17 protein-coding genes are annotated in these 21250 nt (G+C 66.2%); 4 read left to right on the plus strand and 13 right to left on the minus strand.

The window, feature by feature from the left end; all coding sequences use genetic code 11:
- Window positions 1-141 precede the first annotated feature (141 nt).
- The 5 genes from AC3WOB_RS03480 to AC3WOB_RS03500 are packed head-to-tail and all read right to left on the minus strand — an operon-like array spanning window position 142 to window position 5841.
- On the minus strand, window positions 142-1002 hold the full coding sequence (locus AC3WOB_RS03480) for a patatin-like phospholipase family protein (RefSeq protein WP_492274197.1): 861 nt from the start codon (window positions 1000-1002) through the stop codon (window positions 142-144).
- Window positions 1003-3000, minus strand: a complete 1998-nt coding sequence (locus AC3WOB_RS03485) for an NAD(P)-binding domain-containing protein (RefSeq protein WP_492274198.1) — start codon at window positions 2998-3000, stop codon at window positions 1003-1005.
- 43 nt (window positions 3001-3043) lie between these two features.
- Window positions 3044-4009, minus strand: coding sequence for a Bug family tripartite tricarboxylate transporter substrate binding protein (locus AC3WOB_RS03490; protein ID WP_013396353.1), 966 nt, complete (start codon window positions 4007-4009; stop codon window positions 3044-3046).
- A 33-nt stretch (window positions 4010-4042) separates the two neighbouring features.
- A complete protein-coding gene (locus AC3WOB_RS03495) occupies window positions 4043-5035 on the minus strand; it encodes a ketopantoate reductase family protein (protein ID WP_492274199.1) in 993 nt (330 codons plus the stop codon).
- Window positions 5036-5082: 47 nt separating this feature from the next.
- Window positions 5083-5841, minus strand: coding sequence for a class II aldolase/adducin family protein (locus AC3WOB_RS03500; protein WP_492274200.1), 759 nt, complete (start codon window positions 5839-5841; stop codon window positions 5083-5085).
- A gap of 297 nt (window positions 5842-6138) precedes the next feature.
- Here AC3WOB_RS03500 and AC3WOB_RS03505 point away from each other — a divergent pair, with 297 nt between their 5' ends.
- Window positions 6139-7677 (plus strand): AMP-binding protein, encoded by a 1539-nt coding sequence (locus AC3WOB_RS03505; protein WP_492274201.1) that lies wholly within the window; start codon window positions 6139-6141, stop codon window positions 7675-7677.
- A 16-nt stretch (window positions 7678-7693) separates the two neighbouring features.
- On the opposite strand, the gene AC3WOB_RS03510 is transcribed toward AC3WOB_RS03505, so the two are convergent.
- Both AC3WOB_RS03510 and AC3WOB_RS03515 read right to left on the minus strand, forming a co-directional pair.
- Window positions 7694-8602, minus strand: a complete 909-nt coding sequence (locus tag AC3WOB_RS03510) for a LysR family transcriptional regulator (RefSeq protein ID WP_492274202.1) — start codon at window positions 8600-8602, stop codon at window positions 7694-7696.
- A gap of 71 nt (window positions 8603-8673) precedes the next feature.
- The gene (locus AC3WOB_RS03515) at window positions 8674-9567 is read right to left on the minus strand and encodes a LysR family transcriptional regulator (protein ID WP_492274203.1); all 894 of its coding nucleotides are present in this window, start codon (window positions 9565-9567) and stop codon (window positions 8674-8676) included.
- Between the two features lie 103 nt (window positions 9568-9670).
- Here AC3WOB_RS03515 and AC3WOB_RS03520 point away from each other — a divergent pair, with 103 nt between their 5' ends.
- The 3 genes from AC3WOB_RS03520 (at window position 9671) to AC3WOB_RS03530 (ending at window position 12974) form a co-directional block, all read left to right on the plus strand.
- Window positions 9671-10285 (plus strand): NAD(P)H-dependent oxidoreductase, encoded by a 615-nt coding sequence (locus tag AC3WOB_RS03520; RefSeq protein WP_013396347.1) that lies wholly within the window; start codon window positions 9671-9673, stop codon window positions 10283-10285.
- A 36-nt stretch (window positions 10286-10321) separates the two neighbouring features.
- The gene (locus tag AC3WOB_RS03525; RefSeq protein ID WP_492274204.1) at window positions 10322-11335 is read left to right on the plus strand and encodes an NADP-dependent oxidoreductase; all 1014 of its coding nucleotides are present in this window, start codon (window positions 10322-10324) and stop codon (window positions 11333-11335) included.
- 103 nt (window positions 11336-11438) lie between these two features.
- Window positions 11439-12974 carry an argininosuccinate lyase gene (locus AC3WOB_RS03530; RefSeq protein WP_492274205.1) on the plus strand — a complete coding sequence of 512 codons (1536 nt, stop codon included), beginning with the start codon at window positions 11439-11441 and terminating at the stop codon, window positions 12972-12974.
- A gap of 78 nt (window positions 12975-13052) precedes the next feature.
- Here AC3WOB_RS03530 and AC3WOB_RS03535 read toward each other — a convergent pair whose 3' ends face one another.
- The 6 genes from AC3WOB_RS03535 to AC3WOB_RS03560 all read right to left on the minus strand — a co-directional run bounded on the left by AC3WOB_RS03535 (window position 13053) and on the right by AC3WOB_RS03560 (window position 21243).
- Window positions 13053-15533, minus strand: a complete 2481-nt coding sequence (locus AC3WOB_RS03535; protein ID WP_492274206.1) for a heavy metal translocating P-type ATPase — start codon at window positions 15531-15533, stop codon at window positions 13053-13055.
- Window positions 15534-15724: 191 nt separating this feature from the next.
- Entirely contained in the window at window positions 15725-16696 is a 972-nt protein-coding gene (locus AC3WOB_RS03540) for a copper resistance protein B (protein ID WP_492274207.1), read from the minus strand.
- 8 nt (window positions 16697-16704) lie between these two features.
- Window positions 16705-18579, minus strand: a complete 1875-nt coding sequence (locus AC3WOB_RS03545) for a copper resistance system multicopper oxidase (protein WP_492274208.1) — start codon at window positions 18577-18579, stop codon at window positions 16705-16707.
- Window positions 18580-18621: 42 nt separating this feature from the next.
- Entirely contained in the window at window positions 18622-19113 is a 492-nt protein-coding gene (locus AC3WOB_RS03550) for a cupredoxin domain-containing protein (RefSeq protein ID WP_207469619.1), read from the minus strand.
- 76 nt (window positions 19114-19189) lie between these two features.
- Window positions 19190-20572, minus strand: coding sequence for a heavy metal sensor histidine kinase (locus tag AC3WOB_RS03555; protein WP_492274209.1), 1383 nt, complete (start codon window positions 20570-20572; stop codon window positions 19190-19192).
- The gene (locus AC3WOB_RS03560; protein ID WP_492274210.1) at window positions 20569-21243 is read right to left on the minus strand and encodes a heavy metal response regulator transcription factor; all 675 of its coding nucleotides are present in this window, start codon (window positions 21241-21243) and stop codon (window positions 20569-20571) included. Before AC3WOB_RS03560 ends, AC3WOB_RS03555 begins: the two co-directional genes overlap by 4 nt.
- Window positions 21244-21250 lie beyond the last annotated feature (7 nt).

A 21250-nucleotide genomic window follows, 5' to 3' on the forward strand; every position in this document is an offset into this window, starting at 1 on the left:
ATGGTGGGGCCTGGCCGCGCGGCCAGGCTTGAACGGGGAGTCTAGGTTGCTCGCGGTATGTTGATACCTGCCACATTGAGAGTCATGGGCAGACCGCTTTCTGGCTGGATCCACGGTGCCCGCCTTGAATGCGGGGAAGGATCAGCGCCACACCTCCCGCACTGTTTGCGCGATTGCAGTGGCCTGGCGCAGCCCGGCCTCGGCGGCCTCGGCACGACGCGCCGGGTCCAGCACGTTGTCGCCAATGGACTGTACGCAGGCCTCGTCGGGCAGTACGGCCTGGACCTGGCTGCCGGCCTCGCGCAGCGCCTGCAGCTCGCGCCGCAGATGCCCGCTGACCGGATTGCCGTCGCGAAACCCCAGCGGCGCCAGCACCACGACTTGGCTGTAGCCGACAGCCATGTCGGCGTTGGTCATGGAACGGATGCCGCCGTCCATGTAGGCCGAGCCGTCGATGGGTACGGCCGGCCAGGCGCCCGGCACGGCGCAGCTGGCGGCGATGGCGTCGATGAAATCCACCTGGTCGGCGGCGCTGAAGCTGCGCCCCTCGCCGCTATGCGCGTCGACGGCAACGACACGCAAGGGGCGGCTTGGCCAATCGCTTGCGCCGAGGCGGGCGGCGATAATGGCGCGGCGTTCGGCCAGTGTGGGCGTGGCGCTGCGCAAAGCATAGGCGCCGATGCGCCGCCGTGCCAGTTGCAGGTCGGCGCCCACTTTGCCGTACAGCGCGTGGTTCTTGTCGTCGGCGGCTTGTTGGGAGTAAGGCCGGAAATGTTCGGCGCCTGTTCCGTCCAGTTGCGTCGCCAGCAGCTGCATGGGTGGGACGCCCCGCGCCAGTTGCGCGCTGGCGACGGAACCCGCGGAGCAACCGATGAACAAGTCCGCGGCGGCGAGGTCGATGTCCTGGCGTGCCAGGCCCGCCAGGATGCCGATCTCCCAGGCCAGCCCGGTCACGCCGCCGCAGCCCAGTACCAGGCAGCGCCTCTTTTGCGCGTACGGCATTCAGGCAGTCTCGACGCGGGTGGCGGCGGACGGCTCGGCCTCGCCAATCTTGGGCGCAGGGCGGTAGTGGTAGTCGCCCATGTCCGTCTTGCGCAGCATGTGCCAGTAGTCGTCATTGCGGAACGGCGTGGGCGCGACCACTTTGCCATGCGCGTTGCGATACCAGTTGCTCATGCCCTTGTGGGTCCAGATCATGCGGTCATGCGCGGCCTGCACGCGCGCGTTGTAGGCGTCATGGCGATCCTTGCGCACCTCGATCTCGAAGCGTCCTCCAGCCCGCTCCAGGCCTTGTTGCAATAGACCCATGACGTAGCGTACCTGGGTCTCCAGCAGGGCGACGACGCTGCCGCCGTGGCCCAGCGCGGTATTGGGGCCGGCCAGGATGAACAGGTTGGGAAAGCCCGGGGCGGCTACGCCCATGAAGGCTTCGGCGCCCTTTTCGTCCCAGGCCTCGCGGATCGAGCGTCCGCCGCGGCCGTAGAGCTTGAACGAGGACAACAGGTTGATCGCGTCGAAGCCGGTCGCGACCACCAGCACGTCCAGTTCATGCGCATTGCCGCTATCGCTCACCACCGCGCTTTCCGTGACCCGGGCGATGCCGCCCGTGACCAGCTTGACGTGGTCCCGCGCCATGGTGCGGAACCAGCCGTTGTCCATCAGCATGCGCTTGCCGAAGGGCGGGTAGTCGGGCAGCACCTCGGGCAGCAGATCCTGGCGTTCGCCGAGTTCCGTCTTGATGTAGCTGGTGAAGTGCTCGCGATGCTTGTCGTTGATCTCATTGATGGCGCGATCGGGATACCGCCATTGTGGATCGATTTGCAAGGTCGCGTGGACCCGGTCGTTGAAGATCCAGGCCAAGCGCTGGCGATACCACTCTTGGTAGTACGGCACGTCGCGCAGCAGGAAGCGGACGTCCTGGGGCACGGGCTTCTGAAATTTCTCGAACGGCGCGGCCCATTGCTTGGAGCGCTGGAAAACGGTCAGGGAGCGGACGTCGTCGGCGATGGCTGGCACGACCTGCATGGAGCTGGCGCCGTTGCCGATGATGCCCACGTTCTTGCCGCGCAGGTCCAGGCCTTCCGGCCAGTTCGCCGTATGGAAGCAGGGACCCTTGAAACTCTCCAGGCCGGGTATGGGGGGCAACTTGGGCACGTTCAGCAGGCCTACCGCGCTGATGACGATGTCCGCCGCATAGTCCTCGATCTGGCCGTCCTGCTTGATCGTGCGTACGTTCCAGCACAGCGCGGCTTCGTCGTAGCGGGCGGACTCAACGCGCGTATTGAAGCGGATGTTGGCGCGCACGCCATGCTGGTCGGCGACGCTTTCGAAATAGCCCTGGATCTCGCCCTGCAGGGCAAAGTAGCGCGACCAGTCGTGCTTGGCGAAGGAGTACGAGTAGATATGGTTGGGTGTGTCCACGCCCGCGCCGGGGTAGCGGTTCTCGTACCAGGTGCCGCCGACTTCGGCGTTCTTCTCGATCACCACATAAGGAATGCCTGCGCCTTGCAGGCGGATCGCGGCGCACAGGCCAGCCACGCCTGCGCCGATGACCAGGACCCGATAGCCTCGCGGCACCTGGAACGCATCGCGTTGCGCCAGCGCGAAGTCCGGATCCAGCCCCAGCCAGGCGGCGATCATGGGGCCGTAAGAGTCAGGAATCGCTTCCCCGATGCTGGTGCGCAGCATGGAGACCAACTGTTCATGCGTGGGTGCGGGCAGCCTGGGCGGCTGGCCGCGGCGGTTGAGCAGAATGGCCGAGTACGCGGCTTCACGGATCTCTTCCTGCACGGTTTCGGGCAGGCCGCCGGGATCGTTGTCTTCGAGGCCGCGGATGCGCGAGCACTGGTAGCGCCCGGACAGCCATTGCGTGTCGCCCGTCAGGTGCACCAGCACCATGAGCAGCGTGGGAATGTTGGCGCTGGCCAGCGCACGCTTGAGCGTGGCCTCCCACACGTCGTTGCCTAGCGGGTTTGCCGGGGCCGGGGTATCGCGATGCATGTAAGGGTCCTTGCAGGAATGGCGGGGGATATGGGGTTGCGGCCTATTCGGCGGTGGCGCCGGACTTCTTGATCAGTTCGGCCCATTTGGCGCTGTCGCTGACGATGAAAGCGCCAAAGTCGGCAGGCTTGGTGAACAAGGCGTCCAGGCCCATCTTCTTGAATTGCTCCTGCACGTCGGGCGCCGTCTTCATTTTCTGCAAGGCTGCCTGCAGCTTCTCGACGACCGCGGGCGGCGTGCCGGCCGGGGCCACGATGCCCAGCCAGGGCATGGCGTCGTAGCCGGGCAAGCCGGATTCCTCCACGGTGGGCAGGTCGGGCAGCACCGAGGACCGGGTCTTGGTGGTCACGGCCAACGGGCGCACCTTGCCGCTGTCGAGGAAGGGCTGAGCAGCCGCGATGTCCACGAACAGCATGTCGACTTCGCCGCCCGCCAGAGAGGTCAGCGCCGGCACGCTGCCCTTGTAGGGGATGTGGGTCATCTTCAGGCCGGTCAGCGCGGCGAACAGCTCGCCCTCCAGATGATTGGAAGTGCCATTGCCGGAGGACGCGAAGGTGGCGGACTTGCCGTCTTTCTTGAGCGCGGCTATCAGGTCCTTCACGTTGGATGCCTGGACCTGCTTGCCCGTCACCAGCACGTGCGGCACGCTGGCGATGAGCGACACGGGCTGGAAGTCCTTGACCGGGTCGTAATTCGCGGTGTTCTTGTACAGGCTGGGAGCGATGCCGAGGGACGATGCCGCCATCAGCAGCGTGTAGCCATCGGCCGGCGCCTTGGCCACATAGGCCGAGGCGATCATGGTGCCGGCGCCGGGCTTGTTGACCACCACCACCGGCTGACCCAGATCGCTTTGCAGCTTGGCCGCGATCTGACGGGTCATCACGTCGGTGACGCCGCCAGGCGTAAAGGGCACCACGATGTTGATGGGCTTGTTGGGATAGTCCTGGGCGTGCGCGGCGGCACCCGCGCAGATCAGGGTTGCGGCCAGGCAGTTCGATAGCCATTTCATGGTTTGTCTCCTGTGGTTTTCTAGGTGTGGCGTTCAGGTGGAGCCTGCGCTGAGGTTCCGGTGCCGGATCAGTCCCCACACCGTGTTGGCGTAGGGCATGTCCAGGTTCAGCTTTGCTGCGATCTCGATCATGGCGCCGACCAGGGCGTCGATTTCCAGCGGCTTTCCTTGTTGGGCGTCCTGCAGCATCGAGGTCCTGGCGGCCCCGGCGCTGGCGGCGGCCTGCATGCGTTGCTCCACCGTCACCGGCAGCGCAAGTCCGAGCGCCTGGCCCAGCGCCAGGTATTCGCCCAGCATGGCGCGCGCCAGTGTGCCGAGGTGGGGATCGCGGACCATGGCTTCCATGGTGGCGTTGGCCAGCACGCTCAAGGGGTTGAAGGTGGCATTGCCCATCGCCTTGATCCAGACCGCTTGATGGATCCCGGCGCTGACCTCGCATTGCAGGCCCGACGTCCGCAGCAGGTCAGCCAGCCTGCTGGCTCGGGCGGACACGTGGCCGTCAGGCTCGCCGAGGGTGAGGTGGTTGCGGGCGTTCTGCGCCGCGATGCCGGGCGCCGTGGAATTCGCCGCGATGTACACCACCGCGCCCAGCACCCGGTCCAAAGGCAGCGCTTGCCGGAGGATGCCGCGGCCATCGACCGATTGCAGTGGCGCATCGCGCAGCGGGTTGTCCAGCGTGGCCAGATACCACCAGGGGATGCCGTTCACGGCCGGCACCACGGCGCCTTGCGGCGCGAGCATCGGCGCCAGGTGCGCGGCGATATCGTCCAGCGCCTGTTGCTTGACCGCAAGAATCAGGTAGTCCGCGTCGCGCACCTGGCGCGGATCGTCGGTGGCGCGCACCGGGTAGTGGCGCGTGACGCCGTCAGCCGTCAACCCGACGCCACGCTGCCGCAAGGCGGCCAGCGTCTGTCCGCGGGCGATCATGGTCACCTCGCAGCCTGCCTGGGCCAGGCGCGCGGCGAGCAGACAGCCGATCGCGCCCGCACCATATACCGCGACGCGGCATTGATGAGCATCTTCCATTTCTACTCTGCGAAAAAAGGGCCGCCGGGAGGGCGGCGCGGTTGCCGCTATTCCTGGTATTCGGGCCGGATGCGTTGCAGCAGCCGGAGCAGGGGAGGCCAGTGCTTGTGGCGGGAGGGGCGGTCGAGACGGTCGAACTGGCGGCCGACCTTCTCGGCGACTTCGGCGGCGGGCGTCACCAGCGGCAGGCCGCCGGCCAGCGCCGCGACCTGCGCCTGGCAGGCGCGCTCCAGGTAGAACATGGCGTCGAAAGCATCAGGCACGCTGGCGCCGCAGACCAGCAGGCCGTGATTGCGCAGGATCATCGCGCTGTGCGGACCCAGGTCGGCGATCAGGCGTTGCTGTTCGTCCATGTCCAGCGCGACGCCTTCGTAGTCGTGATAGCCGATGCGGTCGTGAAAGCGCATGGCATGCTGCGAAATCATGAGCAGCCCGGCCGCTTGCGCGGACACGGCGATGCCGGCGGCGGTGTGCGTGTGCATGACACAGGCCGCGTCGTGGCGGACGCGGTGGATGGCGCTATGGATGACGAAGCCGGCGGGGTTGATGCCCAGGCCGGTCTGGTCCAGCAGGATGCCGCCATCGATGTCCACCTTGACCAGGTTGGACGCGGTGATCTCATTGAACATCAGGCCGTAGGCATTGATCAGGAAATGCGGCTCGGCGCCGGGAACCCGCGCCGAGATATGCGTGTAGATGTGATCCGTCATGCGCATCTCGACGGCCAGGTTGTAGGCCGCGGCGAGGTCCACCCGCACTGCCCATTCCTCGGCCGAAACCTGGTCCTTGATCGATGCCTCTTGCACGGCGACTCCTCCGGTTTTGCATTCTTCTTGGTCTGGCCGGCGCTTTTGCCGCGTGGCCTGTTTCAACCGGAGTATAGGTTTTCCGACCGCTTCCGACTAAGCAAACGTTTTGATGGAAACGCATAAATCCCATCAATCATTCAGCCATGCCGGCATGCATGAAAAACCTTGATGGATATGCATAAAAACGTTTGGCTAGTGCGGCGAAAAGCCGCTGCCTATACTGATTTTCCTACCCATGGGCGCGCCTGCAATAAGTCTGCGCGCCATTGAAAAATCAGAAAAGCTGGAGGCTGGATGGACGCTGCAGGAAACCGCACGATCACGGATTTGCTCGATGAACAGGCGCTATGCCACGGGCATCGGCTGGCGATTGTGCATGAGTACCAGAACGGCGACATCAGCCAGTTGAGCTACATCCAGTTGCGCGAGGCGGCCCGCGGATTTGCCGCAGGCCTGCAGGCGCGCGGCGTGATGCCGGGCGACCGCGTGTTCGTGTTCATGGGCAACACCGCGGAGTATGTGCCGCTGTGGATGGGCCTGATGCTGGCGGGCGCCGTCATCGTGGCGGGCAACATCTACCTGACCGCGCCGGAAGTCGCCTACCAGCTTGAGCATTGCCAGCCTGCGCTGGCGCTGGTGGAGCCGACGCACGAGGCCCTGATACGCGAAGTCTGCGCCGGCATGGCGCAGCCGCCGGACATCGTGGCGGTTGCGCGCGGCAGCCTGGGACCGGAAGGCCTGAGCGGCGCGCTGGCGGGGGCACCGGCGGATTACCAGGCGCCCGACCAGGGTAGCGACGATCTGGCGCAGATCCTGTACACCTCTGGCACGTCGGCGCGGCCCAAGGGCGTGATGCTGACACAGGCCAACCTGCTCTGGTGCGGCCAGGCGGGTGCGGCCAACAGCGGCCTGAGCCGCAGCGACCGCGTGTTCAACAACAAGCCGCTGTTCCACGCCAACTGCCAGGAGACGGTGCTGTCCTGCCTGACGGCGGGCGCCACCGCTGTGATCGGCGAACGCTATAGCGCGACGCGCTACCTGCGCCAGCTCATCGAGCACCGCATCACGATATGCAGCCTGTCCGGCATGCTCTGCCGCACCTTGCTGAACCAGCCGCCCACGCCTTTCGACCAGGCGCACCAGGTACGTTACGCAGGTTATGCCATCAATATTTCGGAAGCCGAGATCGCGGCGTTCATCGAGCGCTTCCGCATCCCGCTGCGCAACGGCTACGGCCAGTCCGAGACCATGCTCTATATCACCTTGCAGCCGCATGCCTCGCCGTCCTCCTACCCGTCCATCGGGCGCGCCACGCCCGACCGCGAAGTGTTCGTGGTCGACGACGACAACCAGCCGGTGGCCGCGGGCGCGGTGGGTGAGATCGTGGTGCGCGGGCGTCCAGGGCGCACGCTGACCCTGGGCTATTACCGCGACCCGCCGGCTACCCAGGCCGTGTTTGAAGGCGGCTGGCTGCATACGGGAGATTTGGGCTATCAGGACGTCAAGGGCAACTTCTTTTTCTTCGGCCGCAAGAAAGAGGTGATCAAGCGGGCCGGCGAGAACATCTCGGCCGCGGAGGTGGAGGAGGCCTTGATGGGGCATCCCGCCGTGCGCGACGTGGCCGTGGTGGGCATACCGGATCCGGTTCGTGACCAGTCGGTCAAGGCCTTCATCGTGCTGCACGCCGGGCATCAGGCGGATGCGGATGCCATCAAGGCCTTTTGCGCCCAGCGGCTGGCGTACTTCAAGGTGCCCGAACAGGTGCAATTCATGGCGGAGCTGCCGCGCAACGCCAGCGGCAAGGTGCAGAAGCGGGCGCTGCTAGATGCCTGAACGCCGCCGTGGGTCGTCAGGCCTTGCTGGTGGCGGCCTTGCCCAGCCGGGTCAGGGCTTCGGCGACCTGATGGACGATGGCCTGGCCTTGGTTGCGGTGGATGGCGATGGTGAACTCCAGCGTCAGCGGAGTCCGTGTCGGGTCCACCAGCGCCAGGGTGCCGGCGCGAACCTGTTCGGCCACCATCATTTCCGGCAGCTGCGCGATGCCGCCGCCAGCTTCGACGACTTCGATCAGGCTGTTCAGGCGATTGCAGCTGCAGATATTGTCCAGGTTGGCGCCCATGTCGCGCAGCTCGTCCTGCGCCGGGCCGAAGAAGCCCGACGGGCGCGACACGCACCACAGCGGTTCTGTCTGCAATAGCGATTGCATGGTGCGCGGATGGCCGTCAGCGTCGCTCAGCAGCCGGGACGAGACCATCCACGACATGCGGGTCTTGCCCAGCGATTCGCAGATGAACTGGTCGTCGCGCAGATGATTGGCCATGATCGCAATGTCCAGCGCGCCGGACGTCAGATGCTCCTGCAGCTTGACCGCGAGGTCCAGTTCGATCTCGTAGGAGATGCGCGGCAGGGCGCGGCGCAATTCGGGCACCACGCGTGAAAACCAGGTCATGGAAATCTCGCCCATGCCGATACGCACCGTGCCGGCCGCATTGTTGACGGCCTCCGCGTCGGTGAAGGCGTCTTCCACCGCCAGCAGCAGCGGTTCCACGCGTTCGACGAAGCGGCGCGCGGGCACCGTCAGTTCCAGCCGGCGGCCGCGCTTTTCGAAGAGAGGAAAACCCAGCGACTGCTCCAGCTCCTTCATGCGCGCCGAGACGGCGGGTTGGGAAGTGTGCAGGCGCTCGGCCGCGGCGCGGAAGCTGCCCAGCTTGGCGATCTGGCACAGGGTTTCGGCATTGGTCAGATTCGGACGAGGCATGGGCGCATGTAGTGGTTTTTGGGCCGTATGTTAAGGCTAAAGGACGCGGACAAGCTGTCGGCGCCGCGGTTTCACGCGGATTTCTGGCTCTCCTCGCGCAGTATCTGGCCCAGGCGGCGCGCGCCAGGCCCTGCCGCGTCGGGATCGGGGTAGACGAGGTACAGAGCGCCCCAGCGCTGCGCGCCGTCCTGCAGCGGCAGCGGCTTCAATTCGCCCGAGGCCAACTGCTCGCGGATCCAGTCTTCCGGATACCAGGCAAAGCCCATGCCCATGCACGCCGCGCGTATCGACGTGCTCTTGTGGCTGAAGGTGATGCGCTGCTCGGTCACGTCCCAGACGCTGGGCCGCAAGCGCTGCCGGCCGCTGTCGCGGATCACCAGATGGCGGTGCGCCTTGAGGTCTTCGAGCGACAGCGGCCGGTTCATCAGGTGCAGGGGATGCGAGGGTGCGGCGGCGGCGACCGCGCAGTAGCGCAGTAGCGCGTCGCCGACATGGCCGGCCGGGATGTGGTCGGCGCAGATGGCGAGGTCGGCCTCGCCCGAGAGCAGCAGCTCATCCGTGCCGCCGACCACCGATTCTTGCAGTTCGATGCGGGTCTCGGGGAACTCGCCGGCAATCTGGTCCAGGCAGCGCAGCAGCAGGTCCGTCGGGAACAGGCTTTCCACGGCCAGGGTCAGCATCTGCTCCCGCCCCTTTGCCAGATTGGCGGCCGCCCGTTCCAGGCGCTGGGCTTCGCCCACCAGCGACTTGCCGCGCCGGTAGAGGATCTTGCCGTCGTCCGTCAGCAAGGCCTTGCGTCCGTCCATGGCGAACACCGCCACGCCCAGCCTTTCCTCGATCTGGCGGATGGCATAGCTGATGGTCGACTGCGATTTGCTGAGCGCGCTGGCGGCCTGGGCGTAGCCGCCGGCGTCCACCACGGCGACCAGGGCCTGCCATTGCTCCAGCGAGATTCTAGGTGGCATATATATCTACCAATTAGATAAATATCTGCGAAATATTGAACTATTTTATCTGTTTTATAGATGATTAAATGGGTTCATCGTCATCAAGACAGAAGGAACCCAGATGAACATCCTGGTCATCACCGCCGGCGCGCCGGCCGATACATTCTCCGCGGCGCTTGCCGAGCGCTATGTGAACGGCGTGCAGTCCGGCGGCCACGCGCGGGTCATATGGGCCGATCTGCGCGCCGAGGCGTTCGATCCACGCATGACCGAAGCCGACCTGGATTTCTACCGCGGCAAGGGACCCTTGCCCGGTGACGTGCGGCGCGAGCAATTGCGCGTGGAGGCTGCAGACCTGGTCGTGCTGGCGTTCCCGATCTACTGGTGGGCCATGCCGGCGTTGGCCAAGGGCTGGATCGACCGTGTCTTCACCAAGGGATGGGCTTTCGGCGCCGCCGGGGGACAGCCGGGTCGACTGGCCGGCAAGCGCGTGCGCCTGATCGCGACCGGCGGCGCCGGCCCGCATGCCTATGACGAGTACGGCTACCGCGCCGCCATTTCCACCCAGATCGAACACGGAATTCTCTATTACAGCGGCGTGAGCGACCTGCGCACGCACCTGTTCCTCGACGTCGAGAGCGGCGACGAGGACGCGCGGCATCGCAACCTGTCCGATGCATACGGGTTCGGCCTTTCGCTTGCCGCGACAGGCGCCGGGACTCCTCCCGCGCGCTGAACACTTCCTCCCCTACTCTTTTCAATGAGGTTCGCCATGTCCATCACCACCCGGGAAATCCACCTGAAGAACCGCCCCACGGGGCTGCCCACGCCAGACGACTTCACGCTGGTCGAAACCACGCTGCCCGCGCCCCGGCCAGGGCAGATCCTGGTGCGCAATCAGTGGATGTCGGTTGACCCGTACATGCGCGGCCGCATGGATGAGCGCAAGAGCTACATCGCGCCCTTCGCGCTGGACCAGGTGCTCGAAGGCGCGGCGGTCGGCGTGGTCGAGCAGAGCGCCGATCCGCGTTTTGCCGCGGGCGATCGAGTGGTGCACTTCGCCGGCTGGCGCGAGCATGCGTTGATCGACGCCGCGCATGCCACCGCCGTCGCCGACGACGGCATCGCCTTGCAGACCTACCTGGGCGCCCTGGGCTTTCCTGGCCTGACGGCATACGTGGGGTTGACTCGGATCGCCAACGCGCAAGCGCGTGAAACCATCTTCGTGTCCGCAGCCAGCGGCGCGGTCGGCAGCGTGGTGGTCCAGATGGCGAAGCAGATGGGGTTGCGCGTCGTGGCGTCCGCCGGTTCGGAGGACAAGGCGCGCTGGCTGCGCGACGTGGCGGGGGCCGATGCGGTCATCGATTACCGCAACGCGCCCGATCTGACCGCGGCGCTGGCCCAGGCCGCGCCGCAGGGCATCGACATCTACTTCGACAATGTCGGCGGCGACCATCTGGACAGCGCGTTGGCCTTGGCCAACGACCATGCGCGTTTCGTGCTGTGCGGCATGATCTCGGGCTACAACGAGGGCAAGCCGGCCATCGGCGTGCGCAATCTGTTCTCGGCCATCGAAAAGCGCATCAAGCTCCAGGGCCTGATCGCCTCCGACCACATCGACGTGCTGCCGGAGTTCATTCCCCGCATGAGCGCGTGGATCAAGGCGGGACAGGTGCAGTTGCGTGAAACGGTGGTGGACGGGCTGGAGCGCGCGCCGGAGGCATTCATCGGCCTGTTCAAGGGCGCCAACACTGGAAAGATGCTGGTCAGGCTGACCAAGTCCTGAAGACCCGGCCCGCGCGGGCCGGCCGCAGGCTCGGTGAAATCCGCCATTTCCCGCCGCCTGGCCCGCCGATACACTGGCCGCTCGCCATCCAAACGAGACAGCCATGAGACAACTACTTCCCGCCCTGGGCGCCGCGCTTGCCTTCACGTTCGGCGCCCAGGCGTCGGCCCAGCAAGCCCAGCCCGCGGCCTCCGTGCCGCGCGATCCGTTCTTCTGGCTGGGCGAGATCAACAAGGCCACCGCCGTCATCAACACTGACGAGGGGTTGCTGGACAAGACCATGGCGCCGCGCCTGGCCGCCGGCGTGGCCAAGGTGATCAGCGACGGCAACCAGCCTGGCGCCAAGCGCCCGTCCAGCGTCATCACCTTCGAACCGTTGTTGATCAAGGCGGTGGGCGAGGACGTGACGCTGCTGCATGCGGGGCGTTCCAGCCAGGACATGCACGCGACCTACCGCAGCGCCATCCTGCGCGACAAGCTGCTGGATCTGGCGGCCCAGCTGAACGCCACGTCCACCACCCTGGTGGAATTGGCCGGCAAGCATGCCGCGACCATCGTGCCGAACTACACCAACGGCGTGGCGGCCCAGCCCAACAGCTACGGACACTATCTGCTGGGGCAGGCCGCCGGCATGGCGCGCGACGCGCAGCGCATCCGCGAAGCCTATGTGCGCATCGACCGCTCGCCGATGGGCACCACGGTGCTCAACGGCACCAGCTGGCCGCTGGACCGCAAGCGCATGGCGCAGTATCTGGGCTTTGCCGCGCTGGTGGACAATGCCTATGACGCCTCGCAGATTTCATCCATGGACCAGCCCGTGGAAGTCGCATCCATCGTCACCAGCATCGCGCTGCGCACCGGCAACTTCGTCGAGGATGTGATGACCCAGTACGCCCAGCCGCGTCCCTGGATCCTGCTGGAAGAGGGCGGCGGCAACACCTACGTATCCAGCGCCATGCCGCAGAAGCGCAACCCCGGCCTGCTCAACGACACCCGCAGCGACGCGTCGACCGCCGTGACGCTGGCCATGGGGCCGGTAGTGCAGACGCACAACATCACGCCGGGCATGAGCGATCCCAAGGACGTGAAGCAGAACTCCGCCATGGTCGACGCCGGCATCTCGGCGCTCAAGCGTTGGGACCGGGTGCTGAAAGCCATGGTCATCAGCCCCGACCGGGCGCTGGAAGAGCTGAACAGCGACTGGACGGCGTCGCAGGAACTGGCCGACGTGCTGATGCGCAAGTACAAGCTGCCGTTCCGCGACGGCCACCATTTCGCGTCCGAGGTCGTGAGCTACGCCAAGACCAACAATATCAAGCCGCTGGACTTTCCGTATGAGCAGGCGCGCCGCATCTATGCCGATGCCATGAAGGACTCGAAGTACGGCAACGAACTGCCGATGAGCGAGGCGGAGTTCCGCTCGACGCTGGACCCGGTCGCCATCGTCAAGAACCGTGCGACTTCGGGTGGTCCGCAGCCAGCGGAAATGGACCGCATGCTGAAAGAGGCGCGCGCGCAGTTGGCAGAACAGGATGCCTGGATCAAGGAACGCCGCGCCCACATCAACGATGCGCTGGCGGACCTGGATAAGAAATTCGGCGCGCTGGTTGCCAGCGCGCCGAAAGAGAAGGGCCAGTAGGGGCCGGGTCATGGCGGCCTGTCGCCAGGCCGCTGGCAGCCCGCGCTTGCGGCCTGGGCCGGGAGCGCGGAGCGGACCTCAGCCGCGGGCCGGGAAGGGCGCCGCGAAGCGGCGCAGCCGCAGCGCATTGCTCAGGACGAACACGCTGGACAGGGCCATCGCGCCCGCCGCGAATACCGGCGACAGCAGGCTGCCGTTGACCGGATACAGCAGGCCGGCCGCCACCGGAATCAAGGCCACGTTGTAGGCGAAGGCCCAGAACAGGTTCTGCTTGATGTTGCGGATGGTGGCCTTGGACAGGGCGATGGCGTTGGGCACGCCGCCCAGGTCGCCCGACATCAGCACCACGTCCGCAGCCTCGATGGCGATGTCCGTGCCGGTGCCGATGGCCAGGCCCACGTCCGCTTCGGCCAGGGCCGGCGCGTCATTGATGCCGTCGCCGACGTAGGCGATGGGACCATATTGCTGCTTCAGGCGCTGCACCGCCGCGACCTTGCCGTCGGGCAGCACTTCGGCGACCACTTCGTCGATGCCGAGTTGGCGGGCGATGGCCTCGCCGGTGCGGCGGTTGTCGCCGGTGATCATGGCGACCTTCAGGCCCAGGTCATGCAGGGCGCGGATGGCGGCGGCAGTGGTTTCCTTGATGGGGTCGGCCACGGCGATCATGGCGGCCAGCTTGCCGTTGATGGCGGCGTACAGCGGGCTCTTGCCCTCGTCGCCGAGACGCGTGGCGTCCGCGCCGAAGGACTCGACGCTCAGGCCCAGCTCACGCATGTAACGGTCGGCGCCGATTTCCACCAGGTCGCCGTCCACGCGGGCGCTCACGCCGAAGCCGGTAATCGATTCGAACTGCGAGATCGTGCCCAGCGCGATGTTCTCGCCGCGCGCCGCGTCCACGATGGCCTGCGCGATCGGGTGTTCCGACTTGGCTTCGACGGTGGCGACCTTGCCCAACACGGCAGCGCGTTCGAAGCCCGGCGCGACGATCAGGTCGGTCAGTTCGGGACGGCCCTTGGTCAGCGTGCCGGTCTTGTCCACGGCCACGACCTGGGCATCCTTCAGCGACTGCAGCGCTTCGCCCTTGCGGAACAGCACGCCCATCTGCGCGGCGCGGCCGGTGCCCACCATGATCGAGGTCGGCGTGGCCAGGCCCATGGCGCAGGGGCAGGCGATGATCAGCACGGCCACGGCATTGACCAGCGCGAAGGTCAGGGCGGGCTCGGGTCCGAACGTCAGCCAGATGATGAAGGTCACGACCGCGGCCGCCATCACGGCAGGCACGAACCACATCGTGATGCGGTCCACCATGGCCTGGATCGGCAGCTTGGATCCTTGCGCCTGTTCGACCATGCGGATGATCTGCGCCAGCAGCGTGTCGCCGCCGACCTTGGTGGCGCGGAACGTCAGCGCGCCGTTCTGGTTGACGGTGCCGCCGACCACTTCCGAGCCGGGCTGCTTCTCCACCGGGACGGGTTCGCCGCTGATCATGGACTCGTCGATGTAGCTGTTGCCTTCCACGACTTCGCCGTCCACCGGGATGCGCTCGCCCGGGCGGACTTCGATCAGGTCGCCCGCCACCACTTCTTCGATGGCGAGTTCCAGCGTTGCGCCGTTGCGGACGACGCGCGCGGTCTTGGCTTGCAGGCCGAGCAGGCGCTTGATGGCTTCGGACGTGTTGCCCTTGGCGCGGGCCTCCATGTAGCGGCCCAGCAGGATCAGCGCCACGATGACCGCGGCCGCCTCATAGTAGACGTTGACCGTGCCGGCGGGCAGCAGTTGGGCCGCGAAGGTGGCGACCACCGAATAGGCGTAGGCGGCGGACGTACCCACCGCCACCAGCGAGTTCATGTCGGGCGCGCCGCGCAGCAGCGCGGGGATGCCCTTCTTGAAGAAGCGCAGCCCGGGGACGAACAGCACGATGCTGGCCAGCACGAATTGCAGGTACCAGCTGTTCTGCGTGCCTATGGTCTCGGCGATGACGTGGTGGAACGCCGGCACGATGTGGGCGCCCATTTCCAGGATGAACACCGGCAACGCGAAGATCGTGGCGATGGTCAGGGCGCGCTTGAGCGACTTCAGTTCGGCGGCCTGGCGTTCGGCCACGGCGTCGGTGTCGCTGGATTCGGCCGAGAGGGTTTTCGCTTCATAGCCAGCCTTGGCCACGGCCTGGATCAAGGCGCTGGCGGGCACGCCGCCGGTGGAGGTGATGCTGGCGCGCTCGGTGGCGAGGTTGACGCTGGCGTTGCTGACGCCGGGCACGGCCTTCAGGGCTTTTTCGACCCGGCCCACGCAGGAGGCGCAGGTCATACCCGAGACCGAGAGTTCTATCGTGGTTTCGGCGACGGCGTAACCCGCTTTCTGTACCGCCTGCACCGCGGCGGCGACGTCCGGCGCGCCTGCAAACGTGATGTCGGCGCGTTCGGTCGCCAGGTTGACGCTGGCCTGGTTGACGCCCGGCACGGCCTTCAAGGCCTTTTCGACCCGACCCACGCAGGAGGCGCAGGTCATGCCTTCGATGGGCAGGCTGACCGCGACGCTGTTTGCTGGGATGGCACTCATATCCGCTCCTTGAAAACTTGGAATTTCATGCTGATGGCTGCACTATAAAGATTCCAATGATGTCAAGGTCAAGCGTTTGATTGCCGCGGGTCGTCCAAGGGAAAAAATAGCGGCCGCAGTTGTTGCAGCCGGTGGTTTCTAAAATGGGGACGTGCTTAGGCCGGCACCCGAAAAGGGGCCGCCGGCCAGGCTCAGAACCAGATGCGCACGCCCGCCAGGATGGCGCGCTCGGAGCGGCTTTCACCCGCTTCGCTGGCGTAGCTCGCGGTCTTGCCGAACTTGCGTCCGAACGACACGCCGACATATGGCGCAAATTCGCGCGTGACTTCGTAGCGCAGCCGCAAGGAGAACGATGCGTCGGACAGGCCGGAGCCCACGCCGCGCGCCTCGTCATTCTTGCCATTCAGGCTGGCTTCGATCTCGGGCGTAAGGATCAGGCGCTGCGTGAGCAGCAGGTCGTATTCCGCCTTCAGCGCCAGCGCGGTCCTGCCCGAACCGCCGACATAGCCGGTGATCTCGGTTTCGATGCCGTAGGGCGCGACGCCCTGCACGCCGAATGCAGCCCAGTTGCGCTTTGGACCGGTGCCAAAGTCTCGCCGAGCGCCCAGCTGCAGGTCCCAGAACGGCGAAATCGTGTGGCTCCAGAAGGCTTCGATCTTGGCGTCCGTGTTGCCGTTGAGGCGATCGCCTTCGCTCTTGATCCACAGCTTGTTCAGGTCGCGGCCGATCCAGAACTGGCCGTCCCATTGCAGGCTGGTCTGTTCGTTGCGGTCATAGGCGACGCCGAGCTTGTCGAACAGCAGATGGCTGGTGACGACGTTGTCCATCATGTGCGGATGGATGCGGTAAGCGGCGTAGCGCTGCTCCGTGCTGCCGTCGCTGGAGGGCAGGGAACCCACCGGCGGGCCTTGGCGCGAGGATTCGTCCATGCCGGGCATCGAACCGTGGTCCATGCCCTGCATGGAACTGTGGTCCATGCCCTGCATGGAACTGTGGTCCATGCCTTTCATGGCGCCATGATCCATCCCCGGCATCGAACCGTGGTCCATGCCGTTCATCGTGCCGGCCGGCGTTTGCGCCAGGGCCAGCCCGGAGGCGGCGGAAAGGAGGGCGGCGCCCGCGACGAGCCCGGGCCAGTGCTTTCTGGATGTGGTTGTTCTCATTATTCCCCCTATTCCACGACGACCGCGCGGAACATGCCGGCCTCCATGTGGAACAGCAAGTGGCAGTGATAGGCCCAGTTGCCGCGCGCGTCCGCGCTGACGCGGTAGCTGAGGCGCTGCGCCGGGTTCAGGCTGATCGTGTGCTTGCGCACCTGGAAATTGCCGTCGGCGGACTCGAGGTCGCTCCACAAACCGTGCAGGTGGATGGGGTGCGTCATCATGGTGTCGTTGACCAGCACGAAGCGCACGCGCTCGCCGTACTTGAGCACGATGGGCTTGGCCTCGGTGAACTTCAGTCCGTTGAACGACCACATGTAGCGGTCCATGTTGCCGGTCAGGTGCAGCTCGATTTCTCGGGTCGGCTGCCGGTTGTCCGCGGGTTCGACCATCGAGTGCAGGTCGGCATAGGTCAGCACGCGGCGGCCGTTGTTGCGCAGGCCCACGCCGGGATCATCCAGCCGGGTCGAGACGATGTCGGGCAGCATGGAGTTGGCGGGACTGCGCTCGGCGGGGTAGGGATGCTTGACCTCGACCATGCCGCCTTCGCTGGCGCCTGGGCTACCAGACATGGCGCCATGGTCCATGCCGCCGTGATTCATGCCTGCCATGCCCGCCATTCCAGCCATACCGGCGTGGTTCATCCCACCCATGGCGCCTTGACTCATGCCGCCCTGCGCGCCATGGTTCATCGCGCCTTGAGCGCCGTGGTCCATGCCCCCTGCCTGCCCCCCGCCCATGTCCATGCCGGGCATGTCGTGCGCCATGCCCATGTCCATCATGGTCAGCACCTGCACCGGGTCCAGCGCCGGGATCTCGGCCTGCATGCCTTCGCGCGGCGCCAGCGTGCCGCGGGCATAGCCGGAGCGGTCCATGGCCTGCGAAAAGATGGTGTAGGCACGCTCGTCCTGCGGTTCGACGATGACGTCATAGGTCTCGGCCACGGCGATGCGGAACTCTTCCACTTCCACGGGCCGTACGGCCAGGCCGTCGGCGGCCACCACCGTCATCTTCAGGCCGGGGATGCGCACATCGAAGTAGGTCATGGCCGACCCGTTGATGAAGCGCAGGCGGATGCGCTCGCCCGGACGGAACAGGCCGGTCCAATTGCCTGCAGGAGATTTGCCGTTGGTAAGGAAGGTGTAGGTGGCGCCCGAGACGTCGGCCAGGTCGGTCTGGTTCATGCGCATCTTCTGCCACATGAGACGTTCGTTCAGCGCGTTCTTCCAGCCGGACTTCTCCGCGTCGTCAATCAGGCTGCCGACGGTGGGCTGGATGTAGTTGTAGTAGTCGGGCATCACCTTGAGCTTGCGGAACACGCTCATGGGATCTTCGTCGGTCCAGTCGGACAGCAGGACGACATAGTCGCGGTCGGCCCGCACCGGGTCGGGGCGCTTGGGATCGATCACGATGGCGCCATACAGTCCCGTCTGTTCCTGGAAGCCGGAATGGCTGTGGTACCAGTACGTGCCGCTCTGGCCCACGTCGAACTGGTAGGTGAAGGTCTCGCCGGGGGCGATGCCGGGAAAGCTCAGGCCGGGGACGCCGTCCATGCCGGTGGGCAGGATGATGCCGTGCCAGTGGATCGAGGTGTCCTCGCGCAGGCGGTTGGTGACGCGCAGCGTGACGCGGTCGCCCTCGCGCCAGCGCAGCGTGGGCGCGGGCAGCATGCCGTTGACCGTGGTCGCGATGCGGGGCGCGCCGGTGAAGTTGGCGGGGCTCTCGCCGATCTCCAGGTCGAACTCGGTGCCCGACAGCACGCTCTGCCGCGCCGGGGCGGCCTGCGCCCACGACGACGGACTCCACAGGCCCATGCCGGCCAGCGCGCCGCCCGTGGCCAGGCCCTGCACAAACCGGCGGCGCGGATTCGAAACTGCTCTACTCATGCTCTATCTCCCCGGTAGCCGGACCGGCATCCCGGCAGTGGATTACTTGACGGAAACCGCGCCCTTCATGCCGGCGGGATAGTGTCCGGGCTCAAGGCAGGCAAAGGCGACGCTGCCCGCCTTGTCGAAGGTCCAGACGATGTCGCCGGCCTTGCCTGCTTCCAGGGACACGGAGTTCGGCTCCTCGTGGCGCATGCCCGGATCCTTGAGCATCATCTGGTAGTGGCCGTCCAGGTCCGCGGGCGTGCCCAGCACCATTTCGTGGCGGATCTTGCCGGAGTTGGTGACCTTGAAGCGGATGGTTTCGCCCGCCTTGACGTCGATCCTGTCCGGGGTGAAGCGCATGGCGTCCGTCATGTCGACGGCGACCGTGCGCGAGACTTTGGCGGGGTTGCCGGGCTTGCCGATGGCGGCGACGGCATCATGCCCGCCGCCGTGGCCTGCGCCGTGGCCGGGGGCGGCCATGGCGCCGAAGGAAAGCAAAAAGGCGCCCGCGGCGACGGCGCCCTGCGCGAGTTTCACCAGTTTTTTCATGCGTATCCTCTAGACTCGAATTGGGGTGGAGGCGCCACTTTAGTGACGCGCTCCACACCGCAACCTGTCGGGAGGATTACTTTCCTGTAATGTTCGGCGCCCGGGCCAGGGTGAAGCCGACTTCGGTGCCCTGTCCGCCGCAGCGGGCGAACGCGTTGCCGCCGTGCATGCGGGCGATGGCCCGGACGATGGCCAGGCCCAGGCCGTGCCCGTCGGCGCGCCGGCTGCACGCATCGTCGCCCCGGTAGAAGCGGTCGAAGATGCGCGGCAATGCCTGGGGCGCTATCGGCGCGCCGGGGTTCCGCACCCTGATTTCGATTTCATCCTGCCGGGTGACGCAATATAGGTCGATGTCGCGTCCCCGAGGGGTGGCCCGGATGGCGTTGCTGAGCAGGTTCGCGATGGCGCGCCGCAGTAGCCGCGGGTTGGCCATCAGGACGGCGCCGCCGTGCGCCGCCAGGGAGACGCCGGCATCGTCCAAGGCGGCCTCGTAGTACTCGGCCACGCGGGCGACCTCATGGTGCACGTTCACCTCTTGCAGGTCTCCCGCCGGTTCGCCGCCGTCGGCGCGGGCCAGGAACAGCATGTCGTTGACCAGGGCCTTCAAGCCTTCCAGCTCTTCCAGATTGGATTCCAGCACCTCGCGCAGTTCCTGCTCGGAACGCGGAGATGACAGGCTGACCTCGGCGCCGCTGATCAGCGTCGCCAGCGGCGTGCGCAGTTCATGGGCCACGTCGGCGTTGAAGCCCTCCATCTGCTGGTAGGCCGTCTGCACGCGGCCCAGCATGCCGTTGAAGGTATGGGTGAACTCGCGTAGCTCCCGGTCGATGCCCTGTTCCGGCAGGCGCACCGCAAGATTATCCGGCTGGATGCGGGATGCCTGTTGGGACAGGCGGCGGATCGGCAACAGGGAGCGCCGCACCGCCCATGCAGACAGCACCACGGTGGCGCCGACCCAGACTACGCAGATAAGGACCAGCGCGGTGGCGAAGGTATACATGAACTGCGTGCCGGGCCGCAGGTTCACGGCCACGGTGAGCTCGGCGCCGGGTAGCAGCGCGCCTTCCAGCGGCACGCGTAGTCCGCGCATGTTCCAGCCGTCCTGCGTATGCAGCCTGATCTCGCGCCCGGAGAGCGGTCGGATATCCACGGGCGGCGCATCGCCGTAGAACACGCTGCCGTCGGCGAGCGCGATCCAGGTCTTGAGGTTGCCGTGGCCGACCATGATGTTGTCCAGCGCGCCGCGCAGATCCTGCATCTGCGCTAGCGTGGCCTGCATGCCGATGAGATGGTTGATGAGCTCCAGCTTGCCTGCCACCTCAGTCATTTCCTGGCGCTGAACCTCGCGCTTCAGCGCCCAGAACAAGGTGCATCCGGCAATGCTGGACACCACCAGGGCGATGACGCCGAGCAGCAGCGTGAGCCGGATTTCGATGGACGCGATGCGGGGCAGCTTCATTTTTCGCGCAGCTCCAGCACATAGCCCATGCCGCGCACGGTATGCAGCAGCTTGGTCTCGAACGGGTCGTCGATCTTCGCCCGCAGGCGCCGCACGGCCACCTCGATGACGTTGGTGTCGCTGTCGAAGTTCATGTCCCAGACCTGCTCCGCAAGCACGGTCCTGGACAGCACCTGGCCATGGCGCCGCAGCATCAGCGTCAGCAGCGTGAACTCCTTGGCGGTCAGGTCCAGGCGGATGCCGCCTCTTTGCGCCTTGCGCCGCGCCAGGTCCATCTCCAGGTCGGCGATTTTGAGCAACGTGGATTCCTGCCCGCGGCCGCGGCGCAGCAGCGCCTGGATCCGCGCCAGCAGCTCGGAAAAGGCGAACGGCTTGAGCAGATAGTCGTCCGCGCCGCCCTCCAGGCCGCGTACCCGGTCTTCCACCTTGTCGCGGGCGGTCAGCATCAGGACGGGCGTCTGTTTGTGCTTGCGCAGGTCCGCCAGCACGCCGAAGCCGTCGACGCCGGGCAGCATCACGTCCAGCACCACCACGTCGTAGTCGCCTTCGATGGCGGCGTGCCGCCCGTCTATGCCGTCGCGGGCGATGTCGACCACGTAGTTGTGTTCGGTCAGTCCTTTGCGGACGTAGTCCGCGAGCTTTCGTTCATCTTCGATCAAGAGGATACGCATGGGGCGC

The organism is Achromobacter sp. FW305-C-30-7, from assembly GCF_058783105.1.

Bases quoted from the DNA above. Each gene is read 5' to 3' on its own strand.
- AC3WOB_RS03490 (WP_013396353.1), bottom strand. From the start codon at position 4,009: ATGAAATGGCTATCGAACTGCCTGGCCGCAACCCTGATCTGCGCGGGT.
- AC3WOB_RS03480 (WP_492274197.1), bottom strand. From the start codon at position 1,002: ATGCCGTACGCGCAAAAGAGGCGCTGCCTGGTACTGGGCTGCGGCGGC.
- AC3WOB_RS03515 (WP_492274203.1), bottom strand. From the start codon at position 9,567: ATGCCACCTAGAATCTCGCTGGAGCAATGGCAGGCCCTGGTCGCCGTG.
- AC3WOB_RS03510 (WP_492274202.1), bottom strand. From the start codon at position 8,602: ATGCCTCGTCCGAATCTGACCAATGCCGAAACCCTGTGCCAGATCGCC.
- AC3WOB_RS03535 (WP_492274206.1), bottom strand. From the start codon at position 15,533: ATGAGTGCCATCCCAGCAAACAGCGTCGCGGTCAGCCTGCCCATCGAA.
- AC3WOB_RS03525 (WP_492274204.1), top strand. From the start codon at position 10,322: ATGTCCATCACCACCCGGGAAATCCACCTGAAGAACCGCCCCACGGGG.
- AC3WOB_RS03545 (WP_492274208.1), bottom strand. From the start codon at position 18,579: ATGAGTAGAGCAGTTTCGAATCCGCGCCGCCGGTTTGTGCAGGGCCTG.
- AC3WOB_RS03485 (WP_492274198.1), bottom strand. From the start codon at position 3,000: ATGCATCGCGATACCCCGGCCCCGGCAAACCCGCTAGGCAACGACGTG.
- AC3WOB_RS03540 (WP_492274207.1), bottom strand. From the start codon at position 16,696: ATGAGAACAACCACATCCAGAAAGCACTGGCCCGGGCTCGTCGCGGGC.
- AC3WOB_RS03495 (WP_492274199.1), bottom strand. From the start codon at position 5,035: ATGGAAGATGCTCATCAATGCCGCGTCGCGGTATATGGTGCGGGCGCG.
- AC3WOB_RS03560 (WP_492274210.1), bottom strand. From the start codon at position 21,243: ATGCGTATCCTCTTGATCGAAGATGAACGAAAGCTCGCGGACTACGTC.
- AC3WOB_RS03550 (WP_207469619.1), bottom strand. From the start codon at position 19,113: ATGAAAAAACTGGTGAAACTCGCGCAGGGCGCCGTCGCCGCGGGCGCC.
- AC3WOB_RS03505 (WP_492274201.1), top strand. From the start codon at position 6,139: ATGGACGCTGCAGGAAACCGCACGATCACGGATTTGCTCGATGAACAG.
- AC3WOB_RS03520 (WP_013396347.1), top strand. From the start codon at position 9,671: ATGAACATCCTGGTCATCACCGCCGGCGCGCCGGCCGATACATTCTCC.
- AC3WOB_RS03555 (WP_492274209.1), bottom strand. From the start codon at position 20,572: ATGAAGCTGCCCCGCATCGCGTCCATCGAAATCCGGCTCACGCTGCTG.
- AC3WOB_RS03530 (WP_492274205.1), top strand. From the start codon at position 11,439: ATGAGACAACTACTTCCCGCCCTGGGCGCCGCGCTTGCCTTCACGTTC.